General features: G+C 71.9%; 16 protein-coding genes. 2 read left to right on the top strand and 14 right to left on the bottom strand.

Annotated elements, in window-relative coordinates; translation table 11 throughout:
• Positions 1-214: 214 nt before the first annotated feature.
• Positions 215-1120 (top strand): hypothetical protein, encoded by a 906-nt coding sequence (locus ACIQNG_RS31960; protein ID WP_401489819.1) that lies wholly within the window; start codon positions 215-217, stop codon positions 1118-1120.
• 188 nt (positions 1121-1308) lie between these two features.
• Here the strand turns inward: ACIQNG_RS31960 and ACIQNG_RS31955 are convergent, their stop codons facing one another.
• From ACIQNG_RS31955 to ligD, 7 genes are all read right to left on the bottom strand, one after another.
• Complete coding sequence (locus ACIQNG_RS31955) at positions 1309-2796, bottom strand: penicillin-binding transpeptidase domain-containing protein (protein ID WP_401489870.1); 1488 nt, start codon at positions 2794-2796, stop codon at positions 1309-1311.
• Between the two features lie 8 nt (positions 2797-2804).
• A complete protein-coding gene (locus tag ACIQNG_RS31950) occupies positions 2805-4328 on the bottom strand; it encodes an FtsW/RodA/SpoVE family cell cycle protein (RefSeq protein ID WP_401489816.1) in 1524 nt (507 codons plus the stop codon).
• A 47-nt stretch (positions 4329-4375) separates the two neighbouring features.
• Complete coding sequence (locus ACIQNG_RS31945; protein ID WP_401489869.1) at positions 4376-4849, bottom strand: SH3 domain-containing protein; 474 nt, start codon at positions 4847-4849, stop codon at positions 4376-4378.
• Between the two features lie 114 nt (positions 4850-4963).
• The gene (locus ACIQNG_RS31940; RefSeq protein WP_401489813.1) at positions 4964-6262 is read right to left on the bottom strand and encodes an ATP-binding protein; all 1299 of its coding nucleotides are present in this window, start codon (positions 6260-6262) and stop codon (positions 4964-4966) included.
• On the bottom strand, positions 6259-7059 hold the full coding sequence (locus ACIQNG_RS31935; protein WP_401489810.1) for a hypothetical protein: 801 nt from the start codon (positions 7057-7059) through the stop codon (positions 6259-6261). The genes ACIQNG_RS31940 and ACIQNG_RS31935 overlap by 4 nt, the downstream gene beginning before the upstream one ends.
• Positions 7060-7179: 120 nt before the next feature.
• Entirely contained in the window at positions 7180-7686 is a 507-nt protein-coding gene (locus ACIQNG_RS31930) for a protein phosphatase (protein WP_401440153.1), read from the bottom strand.
• Between the two features lie 490 nt (positions 7687-8176).
• Positions 8177-9082 (bottom strand): non-homologous end-joining DNA ligase, encoded by a 906-nt coding sequence (ligD, locus tag ACIQNG_RS31925; RefSeq protein WP_401440154.1) that lies wholly within the window; start codon positions 9080-9082, stop codon positions 8177-8179.
• Positions 9083-9144: 62 nt separating this feature from the next.
• Here ligD and ACIQNG_RS31920 point away from each other — a divergent pair, with 62 nt between their 5' ends.
• Complete coding sequence (locus ACIQNG_RS31920) at positions 9145-10176, top strand: Ku protein (protein WP_401489868.1); 1032 nt, start codon at positions 9145-9147, stop codon at positions 10174-10176.
• 138 nt (positions 10177-10314) lie between these two features.
• Here the strand turns inward: ACIQNG_RS31920 and ACIQNG_RS31915 are convergent, their stop codons facing one another.
• The 7 genes from ACIQNG_RS31915 to ACIQNG_RS31885 form a co-directional block, all read right to left on the bottom strand.
• Positions 10315-11025, bottom strand: coding sequence for an enoyl-CoA hydratase/isomerase family protein (locus ACIQNG_RS31915; RefSeq protein ID WP_401489809.1), 711 nt, complete (start codon positions 11023-11025; stop codon positions 10315-10317).
• Positions 11026-11129: 104 nt separating this feature from the next.
• Positions 11130-12380: a cytochrome P450 gene (locus tag ACIQNG_RS31910; RefSeq protein WP_401489806.1), complete on the bottom strand. Its 1251-nt coding sequence runs from the start codon at positions 12378-12380 to the stop codon at positions 11130-11132.
• A gap of 165 nt (positions 12381-12545) precedes the next feature.
• The gene (locus ACIQNG_RS31905; RefSeq protein ID WP_401440160.1) at positions 12546-13901 is read right to left on the bottom strand and encodes a cytochrome P450; all 1356 of its coding nucleotides are present in this window, start codon (positions 13899-13901) and stop codon (positions 12546-12548) included.
• 11 nt (positions 13902-13912) lie between these two features.
• Positions 13913-14473, bottom strand: coding sequence for a GTP-binding protein (locus tag ACIQNG_RS31900; RefSeq protein WP_401440284.1), 561 nt, complete (start codon positions 14471-14473; stop codon positions 13913-13915).
• A 10-nt stretch (positions 14474-14483) separates the two neighbouring features.
• Positions 14484-14873, bottom strand: coding sequence for a DUF742 domain-containing protein (locus ACIQNG_RS31895; protein ID WP_401440162.1), 390 nt, complete (start codon positions 14871-14873; stop codon positions 14484-14486).
• Positions 14866-15708, bottom strand: a complete 843-nt coding sequence (locus tag ACIQNG_RS31890) for a roadblock/LC7 domain-containing protein (protein WP_401440164.1) — start codon at positions 15706-15708, stop codon at positions 14866-14868. The genes ACIQNG_RS31895 and ACIQNG_RS31890 overlap by 8 nt, the downstream gene beginning before the upstream one ends.
• Positions 15705-16886, bottom strand: coding sequence for an ATP-binding protein (locus ACIQNG_RS31885; protein ID WP_401489802.1), 1182 nt, complete (start codon positions 16884-16886; stop codon positions 15705-15707). The genes ACIQNG_RS31890 and ACIQNG_RS31885 overlap by 4 nt, the downstream gene beginning before the upstream one ends.
• Between the last annotated feature and the right edge of the window lie 360 nt (positions 16887-17246).

Here is a 17246-nt window from a genome sequence, read left to right as displayed (position 1 = left end):
CGCCGGGTCACCCCTGGACCTCTTATGAGACTGCGTGTCAGCAAGGGCGTCAATCCCTTCGGCCCGACTTGTCGGCGTACGGCCTGACTCCCGTTCAGCTCCGTGGGGCGATCGGGAAAATACCCCTGGTTCCCCCCGGTTCACCCGCGTTTCGCCCCGCACGTCTGTTCACTCCGATGCGCGGCGATTCACTCCGGTGGAGTACCGTTCTGGCGTGTCCACGCCTCCACAGCCTCCTCAGAACCCGTACGGCGGTCAGCCCGGCCCCGAGGGTCATCAGCCGGGCCCCTACGGGCAGCAGCCAGGACCGTACGGGCAGCCGGCCCAGCCGCCGCAGCAACCCCAGCCGCCCCAGGGGCCGTACGGCCAGGCCCCGCAGCAGGGTGCCCCCTACGGCGCCCCGCCGCCCGGCCCGCAGCAGGGTGCCGCCTACGGCTACCCCCAGCAGGCCCAGCCGTGGGGCGTCCCGATGGCGCCGCCGCCGAAGAAGAAGCGCACCGGGCTGATCCTCGGCATCGTCGGCGGTGTCGTCGCGCTCGGTGTGATCGTCGTCGGCGGACTCGCCCTGCTCGGCAATGAGATCGAGGACAGTTTCCCCGAGGCCGAGTACCGGCTGGCCGTGCCGGAGACCCTCCTGGAGGAGCGCTACCAACTCGCCGACGACCTCTCCGACACCGAGGGCCAGGCGATCGAGGACGAGGCCGAGGGGGCCTGGGACGCCAAGGACACCACGGCCGTCGTCGCCACCTACAGCCTGGGCGGCGACGAGGCCAAGGGCACGCTGGTGGTGTCCGGCATGTACGGCCGCTTCCAGAACACCGACACGGCGCGCGGCAACATGATGGAGGGCGCGGGGGAGGCCGAGGGCACCACCGTCGCCGTACCGCCCAAGGACTTCGACCTGGAGGGCACCACGGTCACCTGCGAGGTCCTCACCCAGGACCAGCTCGGCTCCAAGATCACCATCCCCACCTGCGGCTGGGTGGACGGCAACACCGGAGCGTCGGTGGCCGAGGTGACCCCCGAGACCATCGCCATGGACCCGCAGGAGGTCGACCTGGAGGCCGCGGCCAAGGTCGCGCTCCAGGTCCGCGAGGAGATGCGCGAGCCGATCGGCTGACCCGCCCGGACCCGGCTCCGGCAGGTCCGGCCGTGGCCGGGTGGCCACCGGCGGGGCGTGGCCACGCGTCCCCGGACACGGGTACGTCGACGGCGTTGCCCGCGTCCCTCTTGCGCCGCCGGAGCCATGGACCGAACGGCAGGCCAGGAGCGCGGGTGACGGGTCCCCCCCCCGGTCCCACGGACCGGTCAGCGCCGCCCGCCCCGGGACTTCCCGCCCCCGGTCCCCAGCACCGCCTTCATGACCTCCCGCGCGATGGGCGCGGCCACCCCGTTGCCGCTGATGTGGCCCCGGTCCGCCGCCGCGTCCTCCACCACCACCGCGACGGCGACCTTCGGCTCGAAGTCGCCCTCGGCCTGCGCCCAGGAGACGAACCAGGCGTACGGGGTGCCCGTGTTGTCCACCCCGTGCTGGGCGGTGCCGGTCTTGCCGCCCACCACCGCGCCCGGGATCGCCGCGTTGGTGCCGGTGCCGTCCTCCACCACGTTCCGCATCAGCTCCCGCATCCGCATCGCCGTCACCGGGTGCATGGCCTGACGCACCGGACGCGGGCCCGCCCGGTCCACCGGGGAGCCGTCCTCGGCCGTCGTGCGCTCCACCAGATACGGCGTCCGCACCTGCCCGTTGCCGGCGACGGCCGCCGACACCATCGCCATCTGGAGCGGGGTGGCCCGGGTGTTGTACTGCCCGATGGACGACAGGGCGAGCTGCGCCCGGTCCACGCTCGTGTCGAAGGTGCTCTCGGCGACCGAGAACGGGATCCGCACCCCGGTGTCGTTGAAGCCGAACGCCTCCGCCGTGGCCGCCATGGACGCGACGCCCGTGTCCACGCCGAGCTTGGCGAACACCGTGTTGCACGACCACTCGAACGCCTCCCGCAGCGAGGCGTCCGCGCAGCTGTCCGACGCGTTGGTGAGGGTCGTCCGGGTACCGGGCAGGGTGTACGGGGCGGGGGAGTCGGTGGGGGCGTCCAGATCCCCGATCACCCCGGCGTCCAGCGCCGCCGCCGCCGTCACCACCTTGAACGTCGACCCCGGCGGGTACGTCTGCCGCACCGCCCGGTTGAGCATCGGCTTCTCCCGGTCCCCGTTCAGCCGCCCCCACGCCCGCTCCACCGCCGGCCCGTTCCCCGACAGCACCGCCGGGTCGTACGACGGCGTCGAGACCAGCGCGAGGATCCGCCCGGTCGCCGGCTCCACCGCCGCCACCGCGCCCTTGCGCGCCCCCAGCCCCGAGTACGCGGCCCGCTGCGCGCCCTCGTCGAGCGTGGTGACGACGTCCCCGCCCGCGTTCCGGCTGCGCGCGAGGTCGTTCCAGAGCGGGAACGGCGACAGCATCGGGTCGGTGCCCGACAGCAGCGGATCCTGCGCGTGCTCCAGCAGCGTGGTGCCGTACACCTGGGACGCGAAGCCGGTGACCGGCGCGTAGAGCGGACCGTCGGTGTAGGTCCGCTCGTAGCGGAGCTGCTCATGGGTGTCGGCCGAGCCGGTGACGGACCGGCCGCCGACCAGGATGTCGCCGCGCGGCTGCCCGTAGCGGGCGATGACCCCGCGCCGGTCGGCCGTGCTCTCGCCGTAGGCACGGGACTCCACGACCTGCACGCGCGTGGCGTTCACCAGCAGCGCGACCAGCAGCAGCGCGCAGAACACGGCCGCCCGCCGCACATGCCGCGTCATGTCCGCGCTCACCCGACCCCCTCCGCCCCGACCCCGCCCGCAGGGCGGTCCTTCCCGGCCTCGTCGGGCGGACGATGGCCCGCTCCGGGTTCGTCGGGCGGGCGGCGGTCCTTCTCGGCCTCGTCGGGCGGGCGATGGCCCTTCCCGGCCTCGTCGGGCGGGCGATGGCCCTTCCCGGGTTCGTCGGGCGGGCGGCGGGACGAGTCGCTCAGGCGGATCAGGAGCGCCACGATCGCCCAGTTGGTCACCACCGACGAACCGCCCTGCGCCAGGAACGGCATCGCCATGCCGGTCAGCGGGATCAGCCCGGTCACCCCGCCCGCGATCACAAACACCTGGAGCGCCACCAGCGAGGAGAGCCCGACCGCCAGCAGCCGTCCGAAGGGGTCGCGCAGCGCGAGTCCGGCGCGGAAGCCGCGCTCCACCAGCAGCCCGTACAAGAGGAAGATCGCCGACAGCCCGGCCAGGCCCAGTTCCTCGCCCGCCGTCGCCAGGATGAAGTCCGACTTGACGGCGAAGCCGATCAGCGTGGAGTGCCCGAGCCCGAGGCCGGAGCCGAGGACGCCGCCCGCCGCGAACGCGAACAGCGACTGGGCGAGCTGGTTGGGGCCCTCACCGGCCGCGATCGAGGCGAACGGATGCTGCCAGTCCTGGATCCGGGCGGCGACATGCGGTTCGAGTCGGCCGACGGCGACCGCGCCGAACGCAGCGAGCGTCAGCCCGACCGCGATCCAGCCGATGCGCCCGGTGGCGACATAGAGCATCACCACGAACAGGCCGAAGAACAGCAGCGAGGTGCCGAGGTCCCGCTCAAGGACCAGCACCCCGACACTCAGCAGCCAGATCGAGACGATCGGCCCCAGCACCCGCCCTGTCGGCAGCTGGAGCCGGGTGAACCGCCAGATCTGGCGGCCGGAGTAGGCGAGCGCGTTGCGGTTGGCGGCGAGATAGGCCGCGAAGAACACCGCGAGCAGCACCTTCGCGAACTCGCCCGGCTGGAAGGAGAACCCGGCGATCCGGATCCAGATCCGGGCACCGTTCACCGCCGGGAAGAGGATCGGCACGATCAGCAGCGCGAGGGCGGCGGCCACACTGACGTAGGCGTAGCGCTGGAGCACGCGGTGGTCGCGCAGGGCCAGGACGACCACGATGAACAGGGCGACCCCGAGCGTGGACCACACCAGTTGGGCCGGGGCCGCGCGGTCGCCCGGGGTGTCCAGGTCGAGGCGGTAGATCAGCACCAGACCGAGCCCGTTGAGCAGCACCCCGATCGGCAGCGGGAGCGGATCGGCCCAGGGCGCCCGGTACCGCACCGCCAGATGCGCCACCAGCGCGAGCCCGCCGAGCCCGGCCCCGTAGCCCACGGCGCCGGGCGGTACGGAACCGGTCCGGGCCAGCCCGACCGCGCAGTACCCGAACACCGACAGCAGCACGGCGAGAACGATCAGCGCCAGCTCCACGCCCCGGCGCCGGGGAGGACCCACGGCGGAGACGGACGCCTCCGCCGTGATCAGGGTTCCGGCGTTGCTCATGTCCGGAACTTACCTAAATGCAACCTCTTGGGGGGCGTTTTCGGTCCTCAGCACCATCGCGGTGCCGCCCCGATGTTGTCGATGTACCGGGCCGAACCCCACGCCCAGGTTCCGTCGGTGAGCAGATACCAGAGCCGGTTGCCGTCGATCCGCTCTCCCGAGGTCTTGCAGTAGATCGAGACGATGTGGCCCCGGTGCACCGAGCGGATCACCCGGCTGCCCCGGTGGGGTTCGCTGCGCAGCAGCAGCGTCGAGGCGGTCACCCGTCCCCGGTAGTGGCCGCGCGACTCATGATCGCGACTCTCGTCCTCCCGGCCTTCCTCGTACTGGCCTTCCCCGGACCGGGTGTCCTCGTGCCGGGTGTCCTCGGACCGGGTGTCCTCGTGTCGGGTGTCCTCGTGTCGGGTGTCGCCGACGCTGCCTTCGTCGGCCGCGGTGGCCGGTGCCGCGAGGACCCCGGCGGCGAGGGCGCCGGCGGCGGTCGCTATGGCGAGGCGGGTGAGGGGGGAGCGCAGGGACATGGACATGAGATGACCTCCATGAAGAGGGCGAAAGCTGACTAATCGCCACATTAGGAGGGGTCGGAGGCCGCCGCCCGTCACGATCCGCCATCGGGGCGCGGCTCCTCGTACGGGCTAAGGCCGTTCCTCCGGCACTGCCACGTCCGGGCTAGACGGTTCCTCCGGCGGCGCCCCGGGCGGGCGTTGAGGCAGTGTCAGTCGGGCCACCGCACCGCCGTCGGGCGCGTTGGTGAACTCCAGCCGCGCGCCCAGCACTTCCGCCTGGCCCAGCGCGATGGTCAGCCCGAGGCCGTGCCCCTTGGTGCCGCCCTCGGTGCGGAACCGCTGCGGACCATGGGCCACCAGGTACTCCGGATAGCCGTCCCCGTGGTCCCGTACGGTCACCAGCGGGCCGTTGACCGCCAGCACCACCGGCGGACGCGCGTGCCGGTGCGCGTTGGCGACCAGATTGCCCAGCACCCGCTCCAGCCGGCGCCGGTCGGTCTCCACCAGCGTGTCCCGCACCACCGCGACCTCGGTACCGCCGCCCGTCGCCCGGACCACCCGCCCGGCCAGCGCGCCCAGTTCCTCGGTCGTCAGATCCAGCCGCTCGCGACCGGATTCCAGCCGGGAGATCTCCAGGAGATCCTCGGTGAGCGTGCGCAGCGCCGCCACCCGGTCGCGCACCAGCTCGGTCGGCCGCCCCGGCGGCAGCAGTTCGGCAGCCGCGTGCAGCCCGGTCAGCGGGGTGCGCAGCTCGTGCGCCACATCGGCGGTGAAGCGCTGCTCGCTCTGGAGCTTGCCCTGGAGCGAGCCCGCCATCGAGTCCAGCGCGGCGGCGACCGAGGCCACCTCGTCCTGCGGGCGGGTCGAGTCCGCGGTCCGGGGGTCGTTCACCCGGGCGTCCAGATCGCCCGCGCTGATCCGCCGCGCGATCCGCGCGGTGGCGTGCAGCCGCCGGGTCACCCGGGTCACCGCGACCGCGCCGACCAGCAGCGTCGCCCCGATCGCCAGCGCGGAGGACCAGACGATCGCCTGGTCCAGCGCGTCGATGGTGCGGGCCTGCTGGGCGTAGTCGACCCGCACGGCGAGGGCCCTGCCGCCGTCCGCCGGGCCCGCCGCCCACATCGTGGGGTGGCCGCGGTGGTCGGCGACCATCGTGCCGCGCCGCCCGGAGGCGGCCAGTTCCCGCAGCCGCTCCGGCAGCCCGGCGGGGTCGATGGCCGTGCCCGGCAGCGGGGTGCCGCCGGCCTCGTACGTCCGGGTCGTGTCGGCCAGCCGGGTCAGGGCCAGCTCACGGGCCTGGCCGACGGTCTGGTTGGTGACCGACACATGCACCAGGATGCCGAGCAGCGCGGCGAGCGCGCAGCACATCACCGTGATGAACAGCGCCGCCTTGGCGGCCAGGGTCCCGGCCCACTGGGGAAGCCTCATCGCGGACTCACGGAGGACGAGGCCGAGGACGAGGGCGAGGGCGAGGAAGCCGGTGAGGACGAGGGCGAGGGTGACGGTGAGGAGGAGGGCGAGGGCAGGGGGCCGTCGCGGACCAGCTCGTCATGGGTCAGCAGCATCGACCGCTGCTGCGGGTCCCAGGTCCACTGGAGCCGGTAGTCGTAGCCGGGCAGGTCCGACGGCAGCCGCATGACCAGCGCGCGCTCGGCGAGTTCGGCCGAGCTGAACGCGTCGTCCCAGGCCATGACCCGCACGATGCGACGGTCCTCGACGGTGTACACCCGAACGGCGGTCAGCTCACCCGGCGGCAGCCGGAAGCCCAGCGTGAGATCCGCGCGTCCGTCGCCGGTCAGATCGCGGTAGTACGGCGTGAGCAACGGACACCGCTCCCGGTCCCGGCCCTCGCCCGCCCCGCACTCCGACATCCGCGCGGCTGTCTCCCGGTACGGCGCCTTCGCGCCCCGGTACTGGTCCGGGTGCGCGGCGATCTCGGCCCGTACCAGCGCCGCCGGGTCGACCTCACGGAGATCGCCGCCGGGCGCCACGACGCCCTTGACGACCTCCCGCTCCCCCTCCTCCAGCGCGTACGCCGGGGAGGTGGCCGGGGCCAGCTCCGGCCACAGCCGCTCGGGACCACTGGCGGTCGGCGCGGGCCCCGCCGCCTGGAGCCCACCCGTGTCACCGCAGCCCGACACGGCCGCCAGAGCCAGCACGGCGGCGACGGCGGCGACGACGACACGCGAACGCCGGGCGGCGCGCACCGGTCGGCTGAGGGGCACTGCACTCCTGGGAGGTGGGGGCGGGAGGACGGAGGGGAGGGGTGACGTCCCCCGTACACCCTATTCGCGGGGAAGTCCTTTTTGCGCACCGGCACCGGCGACCGCGCAGCGCCGGAGTGCCTACTCGGACAACTCCTCCAGCAGCCGTACGGTCGTCAGCCCGGTCCGCAGATATTCCACGAACAGGTCGTTGTGCAGCGCCCAGGGCGAGCGGCGGGTACGGATCAGCCGGATCGCCTGGTCCGGGCTGTGGCCCTGGTGGAGCAGCGCCTGTGCCACGACCAGCCCGGAGCGGTTGTAGCCGGCGAAGCAGCGGACCAGGACGGTACGGCCCGCCTCCAGCGCGTCGGAGGTGGCCTGCGCGAGCCGGATCACCCCGGCGAGCTGGGTGCCGTCGAGGGGTCCGTCGGGGATGGGCCACACCTGGTGCTCCACGCCGGGATCGGGGCCGTGCCCCGGCAGCCGCAGCAGCGTCTGGACGAGATCGAACTCGTCCCGCGCCACGGCGGAGCGCAACTGACCCGACGGGCCCCGGTACTCGTGCCCGCCCATCCACAGCCCCGGCACGATCTCGCTCCACGCGCTGTCCGGTGCCGGTACGTCGGCTTCCCTCCCGCGGGTACGCAACGGAGCCTCCCCACCAAGCAGTCCCCGGCCTCCCCCCAACGGTAGCCGGGTTCTTCCCCCTGGAGCACCCCGCCTGCTCCCATGGCCGGGGGGTGAGAGCGCATGAGCGCACCGCTGGACAACCCCCTAACCCCCCTGAGCCCCCAGGGGCGCGGGAAACCGCACACAGCACACACACCCCCCGACCCTGCAAACCCCACCCACCCCCACCCCCCCAGGGGCGCGGGGAACCGCGCACAGCACACACACCCCCCGAACTTCCCAACCTCGCCCACCCCACCCACCCCCCCCAGGGGCGCGGGGAACCGCGCACAGCACACACACCCCCCGAACCTCCCCACCCCGTCCACCCCCACCCACCCAAGGGGCGCGGGGAACTGCGCACCCAGCCCCCACCCACCCGCACCCACCCACAAGCCCCCTCACCCCTCACCCCCTCACCCCTCACCCCCTCACCCCTCACCCCCTCACCCCTCACCCCCTCACCCCCTCACCCCTCACCCTCACCCCCGCCCGGCAGGGCCCCCGCGTTGCTTTCCTCCAACAACGGCGCCAACAGATCCCCAACCTCCCGAACCCGTTCCGGAACATCCCCCGCCACAAAAGCCAACCCCTCCACCGCCGCCCCGCGCCCCTCCACCTCCTCCCACGTCACCGGCACGGAAACCCACGGCTCCTCCCGAGCCCGCACGGTGTACGGCGCAGCCGTCGTCTTGCGCGCGGCGTTCTGGCTCCAGTCCACGAACACCTTCCCCGGCCGCAGACTCCGCGTCATCCGGTGCACCACCAGCCGCGGCAGCGCCCGCTCCGCCTCCTTCGCCAGCCGCTTCGCGTACTCCGACACCGCCCCGGACGACGCCCCCCGCACCGCGGCCAGCAGATGCAGCCCCTTCGAACCGGAGGTCTTCACGTACGCCTCGATCCCGTCCGCCGCCAGCCGCTCCCGCAGCCACAGCGCCACCTCACCGCACTCCACGACGGTCGCGGGAGCACCCGGGTCCAGGTCGAAGACCAGCCGGTCGGCGTCCCCCGGCGCCCCGATCACCCACTGCGGCGTATGGAACTCGGTGACCAGGTTCGCCGCCCACATCAGCGACGGCAGATCCTGCACCAGCACCATCCGGGCCGGCCCCTCCACCCGTGGCACCTCGGCGGTGGTGACCCAGTCGGGCGTACCGGGCGGCACGTTCTTGGTGAAGAAGACCTGTCCGTCCGGCCCGTCCGGATACCGCAGGAAGGACACCGGCCGGTCCCGCAGATGCGGCAGCAGGACGTCGGCGACGACGGCGTAGTAGTGCAGCAGCTCGCCCTTGGTGAACCCGGTCGCCGGGTACAGCACCTTCTCCAGATTGCTGAGCGAGAGCCGCCGCCCCGCCACCTCTGTGATCGGCGTCATACGATGAGAATCACATGAAATCGCCCCAAAAGGCTCGCGGGGTCGGCCTCCGGCGGGAAAGGATCCTGAACGTGCGATCCATATGGAACGGCGCCATCTCCTTCGGCCTGGTCAGCATCCCCATCAAGCTGGTGAACGCGACCGAGAGCCACTCGATCTCCTTCCGCCAGATCCACACGGAGGACGGCGGCCGGATCCGCTACCGCAAGTTCTGCGAGCTGGAGGACCGCGAGGTCAGCCAGGCCGAGATCGGCAAGGCGTACGAGGACGCGGACGGCTCGGTCATCCCGATCACGGACGAGGACCTGGCCCAGCTCCCGATCCCCACGGCGCGGACGATCGAGATCGTGGCGTTCGTGCCGGACGACCGGATCGACCCGCTCCAGATGGGTACGGCCTACTACCTCGCCGCGAGCGGCGCCCCGGCGGCCAAGCCCTACACCCTCCTGCGGGAGGCCCTCAAGCGCAGCAACAAGGTCGCCATCGCCAAGTTCGCCCTGCGCGGCCGGGAGCGGCTGGGCATGCTGCGGGTGATCGACGACGTCATCGCCATGCACGGACTGCTCTGGCCCGACGAGGTGCGCGCACCCGAGGGCGTCGCCCCCGACACCTCGGTCACGGTCCGCGACAAGGAACTCGATCTCGCGGACGCCCTGATGGACACCCTCGGCGAGGTCGACCTGGACGATCTGCACGACGAGTACCGGGAGGCCGTGGAAGAGGTCATCGCCGCGAAGGCGGCCGGGGAGGCCCCGCCCACCGCCCCCGAACCGGCCACCGGCGGCAAGGTCCTCGACCTCATGGCCGCGCTGGAGAGCAGTGTCCGGGCCGCGAAGGAGTCCCGGGGCGAGGAGGCCGAGGTCCACCCCCTGCCCCGCCGCAAGTCCTCGGCCGCGACCCCCAAGCAGACCGGCGCGAAGAAGTCGACGTCCACGGCGAAGAAGGCGACGGCCAAGTCGGCGGCCAAGAAGACGACGGCGAGGTCCACGGCGAAGAAGACGACGGAGAAGACGACGGAGAAGAAGACGACCGCCAAGTCGGCGGCGAAGAAGACACCGGCGAAGAAGTCCCCGGCTCGCAAACGCACGGCATGACGGCCGACCGACCCGGCCCGAGGAGTGCCCCGGGGGCCCACCCCGGCCCGGGGCCAGGGGCCCGCCCCGCAAGAAGAAACCCGCCGCGACGAACACGGCGGGTGGTCAGCGGCCGAACACCCGAAGAGACCGCTCCCGTCAGTGCCCCTCCCGCCCCTGAGGTGCCGCCAGCATCGAGGCCAGCAGGTGGGAGTCGAGCAGCCCCACGTCCGCCGTGCGGTCGGCGCGGGCGTACCCGGTCAGCATGCGTTTGGTGAGCACCAGTGCCTCGGGCGCCCGCCGCAGCAGGGGGCGGATCCAGTCGTCGACCGCCCGGTCCAGTTCCTCGACCGGGACCACCTTCTGCAGCAGCCTCAGCCGCAGGGCGGTCTCCGCGTCGAAGGGTTCGCAGGTGAGTATGAGTTCACGGATGCGCGCGTGACCGGCCTCGGAGATCAGCCGGCCCATCGCCCCGCCCCAGGCGGGGACGAGGCCCAGGGCGACCTCGGGCATCCGGAATCGGCACGTGTCACCGCCCACCCGGAGGTCGCAGTAGGCGGCCATCGCCAGCCCCGCCCCGACGATCCGGCCGTGGATCCGGGCGATGGTGACGGCATGGGTGTTCTCCAGGGCCTGGCAGAGCCGGTGGGCCTTGTCCACGAAGCGCCGCAGGGCGGTGCCGGTGGGGTCGGCGGTGAGGGCGTCCTGGTACTCGTACCGGTCGGCGCCCAGGCAGAAGTTCTCGCCCAGGGACGACAGGACGAGGACGCGGATGTCGGGGCGGTCGTGCAGAGCGTCGAGGAGACCGAGCAGGGCGTCGATCGCGGCGATGCCGAGGGCGTCGTCCTGTCCGGCGGGGTTGAGCCGCACATGGAGGACGGGACCGTCCTGTTCGACACCGAGGGGACCGGGGGGACCGGGGAGACCGGGGGAGGTTGCGGCGGCGGGGGAGGAAGCGGGAGCGGGTACGGCGTTCATGCGAGGGCGACGTCCAGATTCAGCAGCCGCCGGAAGACCACCCGGCGGGGCGCCATGGTGGGCCGGCGGACCAGGGTGAGCCGGGGCAGCCGGGTGACCAGTCTGCGCAGGAGGGTGTCGGCCTCCATACGGGCCAGCGGGGCGCCGAGGCAGTAGTGGATTCCGGCACTGAAGGCGAGATGGGCGGGCTTGCGGCGCAGGTCGAAGCGGTCGGGGTCGGGGTGGCGGTCGGGATCGCGGTGGGCGGCGCCCACCATCAGGTGGACCATGTCGTCGGCCCGGATCTCCAGGCCGTTCAGGGCGCAGTCGTGGGCGGCGACCCGGCTGATGACATGGGTGGGGGCGTCGTGGCGCAGGGTCTCCTCCACGAACGCGGGGGCCAGGTCGGGGTTGTCGGCGACCAGGTCCCAGCGGTCCGGTTCCTCGACCAGGCGCAGGACCATGGTGGCGAGCAGGGTGGCGGTGGTCTCCAGGGCGGCCAGCAGGAAGAACAGCGCCAGGAAGTAGACACCTTCGTCCGCCTTGTCCTGGTCGGACTCCAGGGCGTCCCAGCGGGTGATCCACCCGGAGATCGGGTCGTCGCCCGGGCGGGCGCGGCGGTCGCGCACCAGGTCCAGGAAGTAGGCGCGCAGTTCGGCCATGGCGGCGTCGGAGCGGGCCAGTTGGCTCGCCGTCGGCAGCAACTCCTGGGTGAAGACCTGGTCGTGGGTGAGTTCCCGCAGCCGCGGCCAGTCGGCCTCGGGCAGCCCGAGCCAGGTGCCGATGGTGGCGACGGGCAGTTCCTCGGCGACCAGGGCGGCGAAGTCGGCCTCGCCGTCGCGCAACCGGTCGGCCAGGGTGTCCAGCAGCCGGTCGGTCACCCGGGTCACTGTCGGGGCGATGCCCTGGATGGTGCTGCGGTCGAAGGTGCCGGCGGCCTGGCGCACCCGGGAGTGGTCGGGTGGGTTGAGCGCCGGCAGGGTACTGCTGATCTCCCGTGCCGAGGGCGCGCTCCAGCGGGTGCGCGGCCCTTGCTTCTCACGCCATCGGCGATCGGGTTCCAGCCAGGCGGGACTGCGCAGTATGCGGTCGCACAGGTCGAAGCCGGTCACCAGATGCCCGCCCCAGGGTGCGGGGGCAACTGGTCCCAGCGAACGGAGAGCCGCGTAGATCGGGAAGGGATCATCCTGGCCCTGTGCCGATCGGAGGCGGGTGAAGAGGGAGAGAGTGGCACGACGGTCGGATGAGGTGGTCGTGACGGTCTGCACGTGGACGGCCCCTTTCTGAGCACAGCCGTCATACGTACCCCTGGGGTGTTTCAAGCATCCAATAACACGGTGTTCTTATCTGGTTACTTGCGTCACGCCTTCAACGCCCAGGTCAGAGGGGCTTCGCCCGCCGACCCTGGCCGGAAGAATGGCCGACGGACGCCCCTACTCCCCTCGGGTCCAGGCCAGGAAGCGGCTGAACAGCCCCTGCTTGGAAGGCGCCGACGCCGAGCGGGACGCACCCCCCGGGTAGCCGCCGGCCGCCGCGACGGGCTGGGGCGCCTCGGTGGTGCCGGTACGGGCCGCGGGGCTTCCCGAGGCCCGCAGGGTGCGCGGGGTGAACCGCAGCGGCAGGGTCACCAGCGACCGGGTCCACGGCGACGGCACCCACGCCAGTTCCTTGAACGCGACCCGCATCTCGATGTCCGGCAGCCGGTTGGAGAGCGTCTCCACGGCCTTGACCGCGATCATGAACGCCGGGTCCTTGGCCGGGCACGCGTGCGGTCCCGCGCCGAAGGCGAGATGGGCCTTGGCGCTGAGCTGCTCACGGTGCTCGGAGAGCTTGGGGTCGGTGTTGGCCGCCGCGAAGGAGATCACCACCGGGTCGTTCTGCCGCAGGATCCGGCCGCCGAGATCGACGTCCTGGACCGGGTAGTGGGCCGCGTAGTTGGCGATCGGCGCGTAGTTCCAGAGCGTCTTGGCGACCGCGTCCTCGACCGGCAGCCCCACCTGCCAGTCGTCGCTGAGATACAGGGCCGTGCTGGTCCCGATCGAGGCGGACAGCGGCATCGTGCCGCCGGAGAGCAGCGTCACGAGCTGGTGCAGCACCTCCTCGTCGGACAGCCCGGCCGGATGCAGCATCAGACGGGTGGTCAGATCCGGGCCCGGGGTGTGGCGCTTGAGCGCGATCAGCTCGGTGAGCGCGCCGCCCAGGATCTCGTCGGCACCGGGCGTGCCCTCGAAGATGCCACTGGTGCCGACGATCACCCGGTCGCCGATCTCCCGGGTGCAGCCGAACAGATCGCTGAAGACCAGCAGCGGCAGCGGCTGCGCGTAGTCCGCCATCAGCTCCGCCTGACCGCGTGTGCTGAACACGCTGATCAGATAGTCCGCGGACTGCTGGACCTGCCGGGCGAGCTGGAGTTCGTTGACGGTGGCCAGACTGTCGGTGACCGCCTGCCGCAGCCGGGCGTGGGCCGCGCCGTCCGCGAACAGCGCGTTGGGCCGGTACCCCATCATCGGGATCGCCGGGCTGTCCTGCGGCACCCGGCCCTCGCGCAGCGCGTTCCAGCGGCGCGAGTCCCGCACGAACAGCTCGGGGTGCTGAAGGATGGAGAGGGCGTCGTCGTACCCGGTGACCAGTTCGACCTGGACGTCCGGGGCGATGTCCACCGGGGCGCTGGCGCCCTGCGCGCGCAGATGCGCGTAGTGCCCCTCGGGGTCGGAGCCGAAGTCCGGCCCGTACAGCCGGACGTTCGCGTGCGCGGGGCAACCGGGCGGTATGTCGTGGTGCTGCTGCATGCCGTGAGCTCCTAGGCGAGTATGGACATGAGGTGTTTCACCAGCGCGATCAGCGCCTGCGCCGACGACTGCTCGTCGCGCACGTCGCAGTACACGACGGGGGTGTCCGGCGGAAGGTTCAGGGCCTCGCGCACCTCGTCGAGCGGATAGGCGGGCGTACCGTCGAAGCGGTTGACGCCGATGGCACAGGTCAGACCGAACTGCTCGACCAGGTCGAGCACGGGGAAGCTCTCGTGCAGCCGCTCCGGGTCGACCAGCACCAGGGCGCCCAGGGCACCCTTCGAGAGCCCCTCCCACATCTCCTTGAAGCGCTCTTGGCCCGGGGTGCCGAAGAGATAGAGGACCAGTTCGTCGCTGAGGGTCAGCCGGCCGAAGTCCATGGCCACGGTGGTGGTCGTCTTGTCCGGCGTCCCGGAGAGATCGTCGACGCCCTCGCTGGCCTCGGTGATCTCCTCCTCGGTCTGTAGCGGCACGATCTCCGAGATGCTCCCGATGCAGGTGGTCTTGCCGACCCCGAAGTGCCCCACGATGAGGATCTTCACGGCCTGGGAGACATCGGGATCCAGATACACGCTCACACGCTCACGCTCCGAATTTGGTCTGCAGGCCGTTGATGACGGCACTGAGCAGTTCGCGGTCCGGCCGTTCGGCGCGCGGGATGGGCGGCCTCACGAGGATCAGCCCGCTCTCGTCCATCTGTGCCAGCAGGATCCGTACGATCCCCAGCGGCAGGTGGGTGTGGCCCGCCACCTCCGCCACCGACAGGAAGCCGTTCGCCACCAGGTCCATGACCAGACGGGCCTCGGGCGACAGCGTGCGTGCCGCGGCCGGGGCGCCCTCCTTCGCGGTCACCAGCGTGGTGTGCGAGTACTCGTGCGCGGGCGGCAGGCCACGTCCCTGAGTGATCACGAACAGTGGCACCAAATCGGATGTGAGCTCCAGCTCAAGTTCCTGATCCCGGTCCTCATGCATGGCCGGCCGTCCCTCCCCGTGGGGCTCCGCTCAGCGCGGGCACCACGTCCTGCAGACGTGTAGTGAACTCCTCGATATCGCAGTCGTGCTCGGCGGCGGCGGCCAGATAGGCGCCGTCGCCCGCCGCGATCAGGAAGACCCAGCCGTGCTGGAACTCGATGACCGTCTGCCGCCAGTCGGCCTCGTCCGGAGCCCCGCTGAAGTGCGAGGTGGCCCGGCTGTAGGCGTGCAGCCCCATCATCGCCGCCGAGATCCGGTCCGCGAGATCCTTGTCCATCCCCGAGGACGAGCCGCGGGGCAGCCCGTTGACCCCGAGCAGCACGGCGTGCAGCGCACCCCGTACGCCCGCGATCGCCTTGTCCAGTTCGGGCAGCACCACCGCGGGCCCGCCCAGCCCCTCCCGCGGACCCGACCGCCGCGCGGCCTCGTCCATCAGGTCCGCGGCGCTGACCCGCGGGGCGGAGGTGAGATTGTCCCCGAGCCGGGAGACCAGCCGGTTCATCCGGTACGAGATCTGCTCGATGTCGACATCGGGCTCGGCGGCGGCGGCCAGATAGGCGCCGTCGCCCGCCGCGATCAGGAAGATCCAGCCATGGGCGAACTCGACGATGGTCTGGTTCCACTGCCGGCCCTGCCCCGGGCCCAGGAAGCCGGAGGTGGCCCGGCTCAGCGACTGCATCCCGGCCATGGCGGCGGAGATGGCCCGGACATCACGTTCGGTCAGACCGTCGGTGGCCCCGCGAGGGATGCCGTCCGCGGACAGCACGACCGCGTGGCGTGCCCGGGGCACGTTGTCCACGATGTCCTTGACCATCCACGACAGGTCTGTGGTCATACGTCTTCGGACCCTTCGGGCGACGGAGCGGACAGGTTGCGGCCCGACATGGTGCCGCGCTGGAGCGCGCCCAGGCTGCGGCCGGAGAGACCGCGCCGGGGCTGCTGCGGCTCGTCGCCCGCGCCCTGCCCCTCGGCGAAGCCGGCGAGCGGCGCCTTGCGCGCCCCCCGCTTGGGCAGCCCGTGGGCCGTACGGCCGCCGATCCGCGGCACGCCCTCCGCGTGCTGCCGGATATTGCTGACGGGGGCCTCACCGGCCGGTACCGGGGTCTCCTCCATGGTCCACAGCTCCTCGGGCAGCCGGACGACGGCGCGTACCCCGCCGTAGCGGGAGACACCGGTGACATCGACGTTGAACCCGTACTGCCGGGCGAGCAGCCCGACCACAGGGAAACCGAACTTGGGCTGGTTACCGAGCTGGGAGAGCCGCGGAACGGCGTCGCCCGACAGCAGCGAGGTGGCGAACTGCCGGTCCTCGTCGTTCATACCGACACCGGCGTCGTCGATGACGATGCACACACTGTTCTGCACCCGCTGGAAGGTCACCTCGATGGGGGCGTCCTGCTGGGAGAAGCTCGCGGCGTTGTCGAGCAGCTCGGCGACGGTGAGCGCGACCGGCGCGACAGCGGCGGCCTTCAGCGCGATCCCGCTGTGCTGCATGATCTCGATGCGCTGGAAGTTGCGGATCTGCCCCTGGGCGCTGCGCACCACGTCGTAGACGCTGGCGGGCCGGGGCCGCCGACCGATGGGCGCCCCGCACATCACGGCGATGCCCTGGGCCTTACGGGCCATCTGGGCGTTCGCGTGGTGGACGTCGAGCAGATCGGAGAGGACGCCGTGCCCCCCGTACTTGCGCTGGATGTCGTCGAGCACGGTGGTCTGCTCGGCGGCGAGGCTCTGCAGGAACCGGGCGGCACCCTTCAGCACGGCCTTGGTCCGGTCCTCGGCCGCCCGCTCGGCCTCCTGGATGACGTCGTCCTGCTCCTGCCGCAGCTTGTGCACCTCGGCCCTGAGCTTCTGCGACTCGGCCACGGAGTCCCCGTGCAACTGGGCCAGCGCGGCCTCCAGCTGACCCCTCTTCGCACCCAGCGCTCTGTTCCGCACCACAAGTACGACGACCGCGGCGACGGCCAGAGCCGCCACCGCGACCAGGCACCATATGAGCACGTCTCGAATCATGGAAACCTTTCCCGGCGCGTGGCAGCAGACCTCGGCCCGACTCACCTCGCGATGATCCGCAGCCATCCCCCAGGAACTGCGTGGCCACTGTGTGGCCGCTCTGCACGGCAAGCCGGCCGACTTCAAAATGGCGCCTGACCCGAGTGGATCAAGGTCGCGGACGCGGGAATGCTACCACCGCACAACTGTGCCCAAGAGTCCCCGATGCCGTTCTAAACGCATCATCAACACACAGCCCACACACCTCTTCTGACGGGCTGTATCCCGTGCCTCCCCCGGCCGCACGATGCTACTGGCGAGTCACTTACACCCCGGGGCGGGGCCGGGCAGGCGGAGGGCCGGCTGGGCGGAGCTAGCTAC

Source organism: Streptomyces sp. NPDC091377, assembly GCF_044757045.1.
GTDB lineage: Bacteria > Actinomycetota > Actinomycetes > Streptomycetales > Streptomycetaceae > Streptomyces.
Note: the sequence above shows the minus strand (reverse complement) of the source record. Positions and strands in the feature narration are given on the sequence as shown.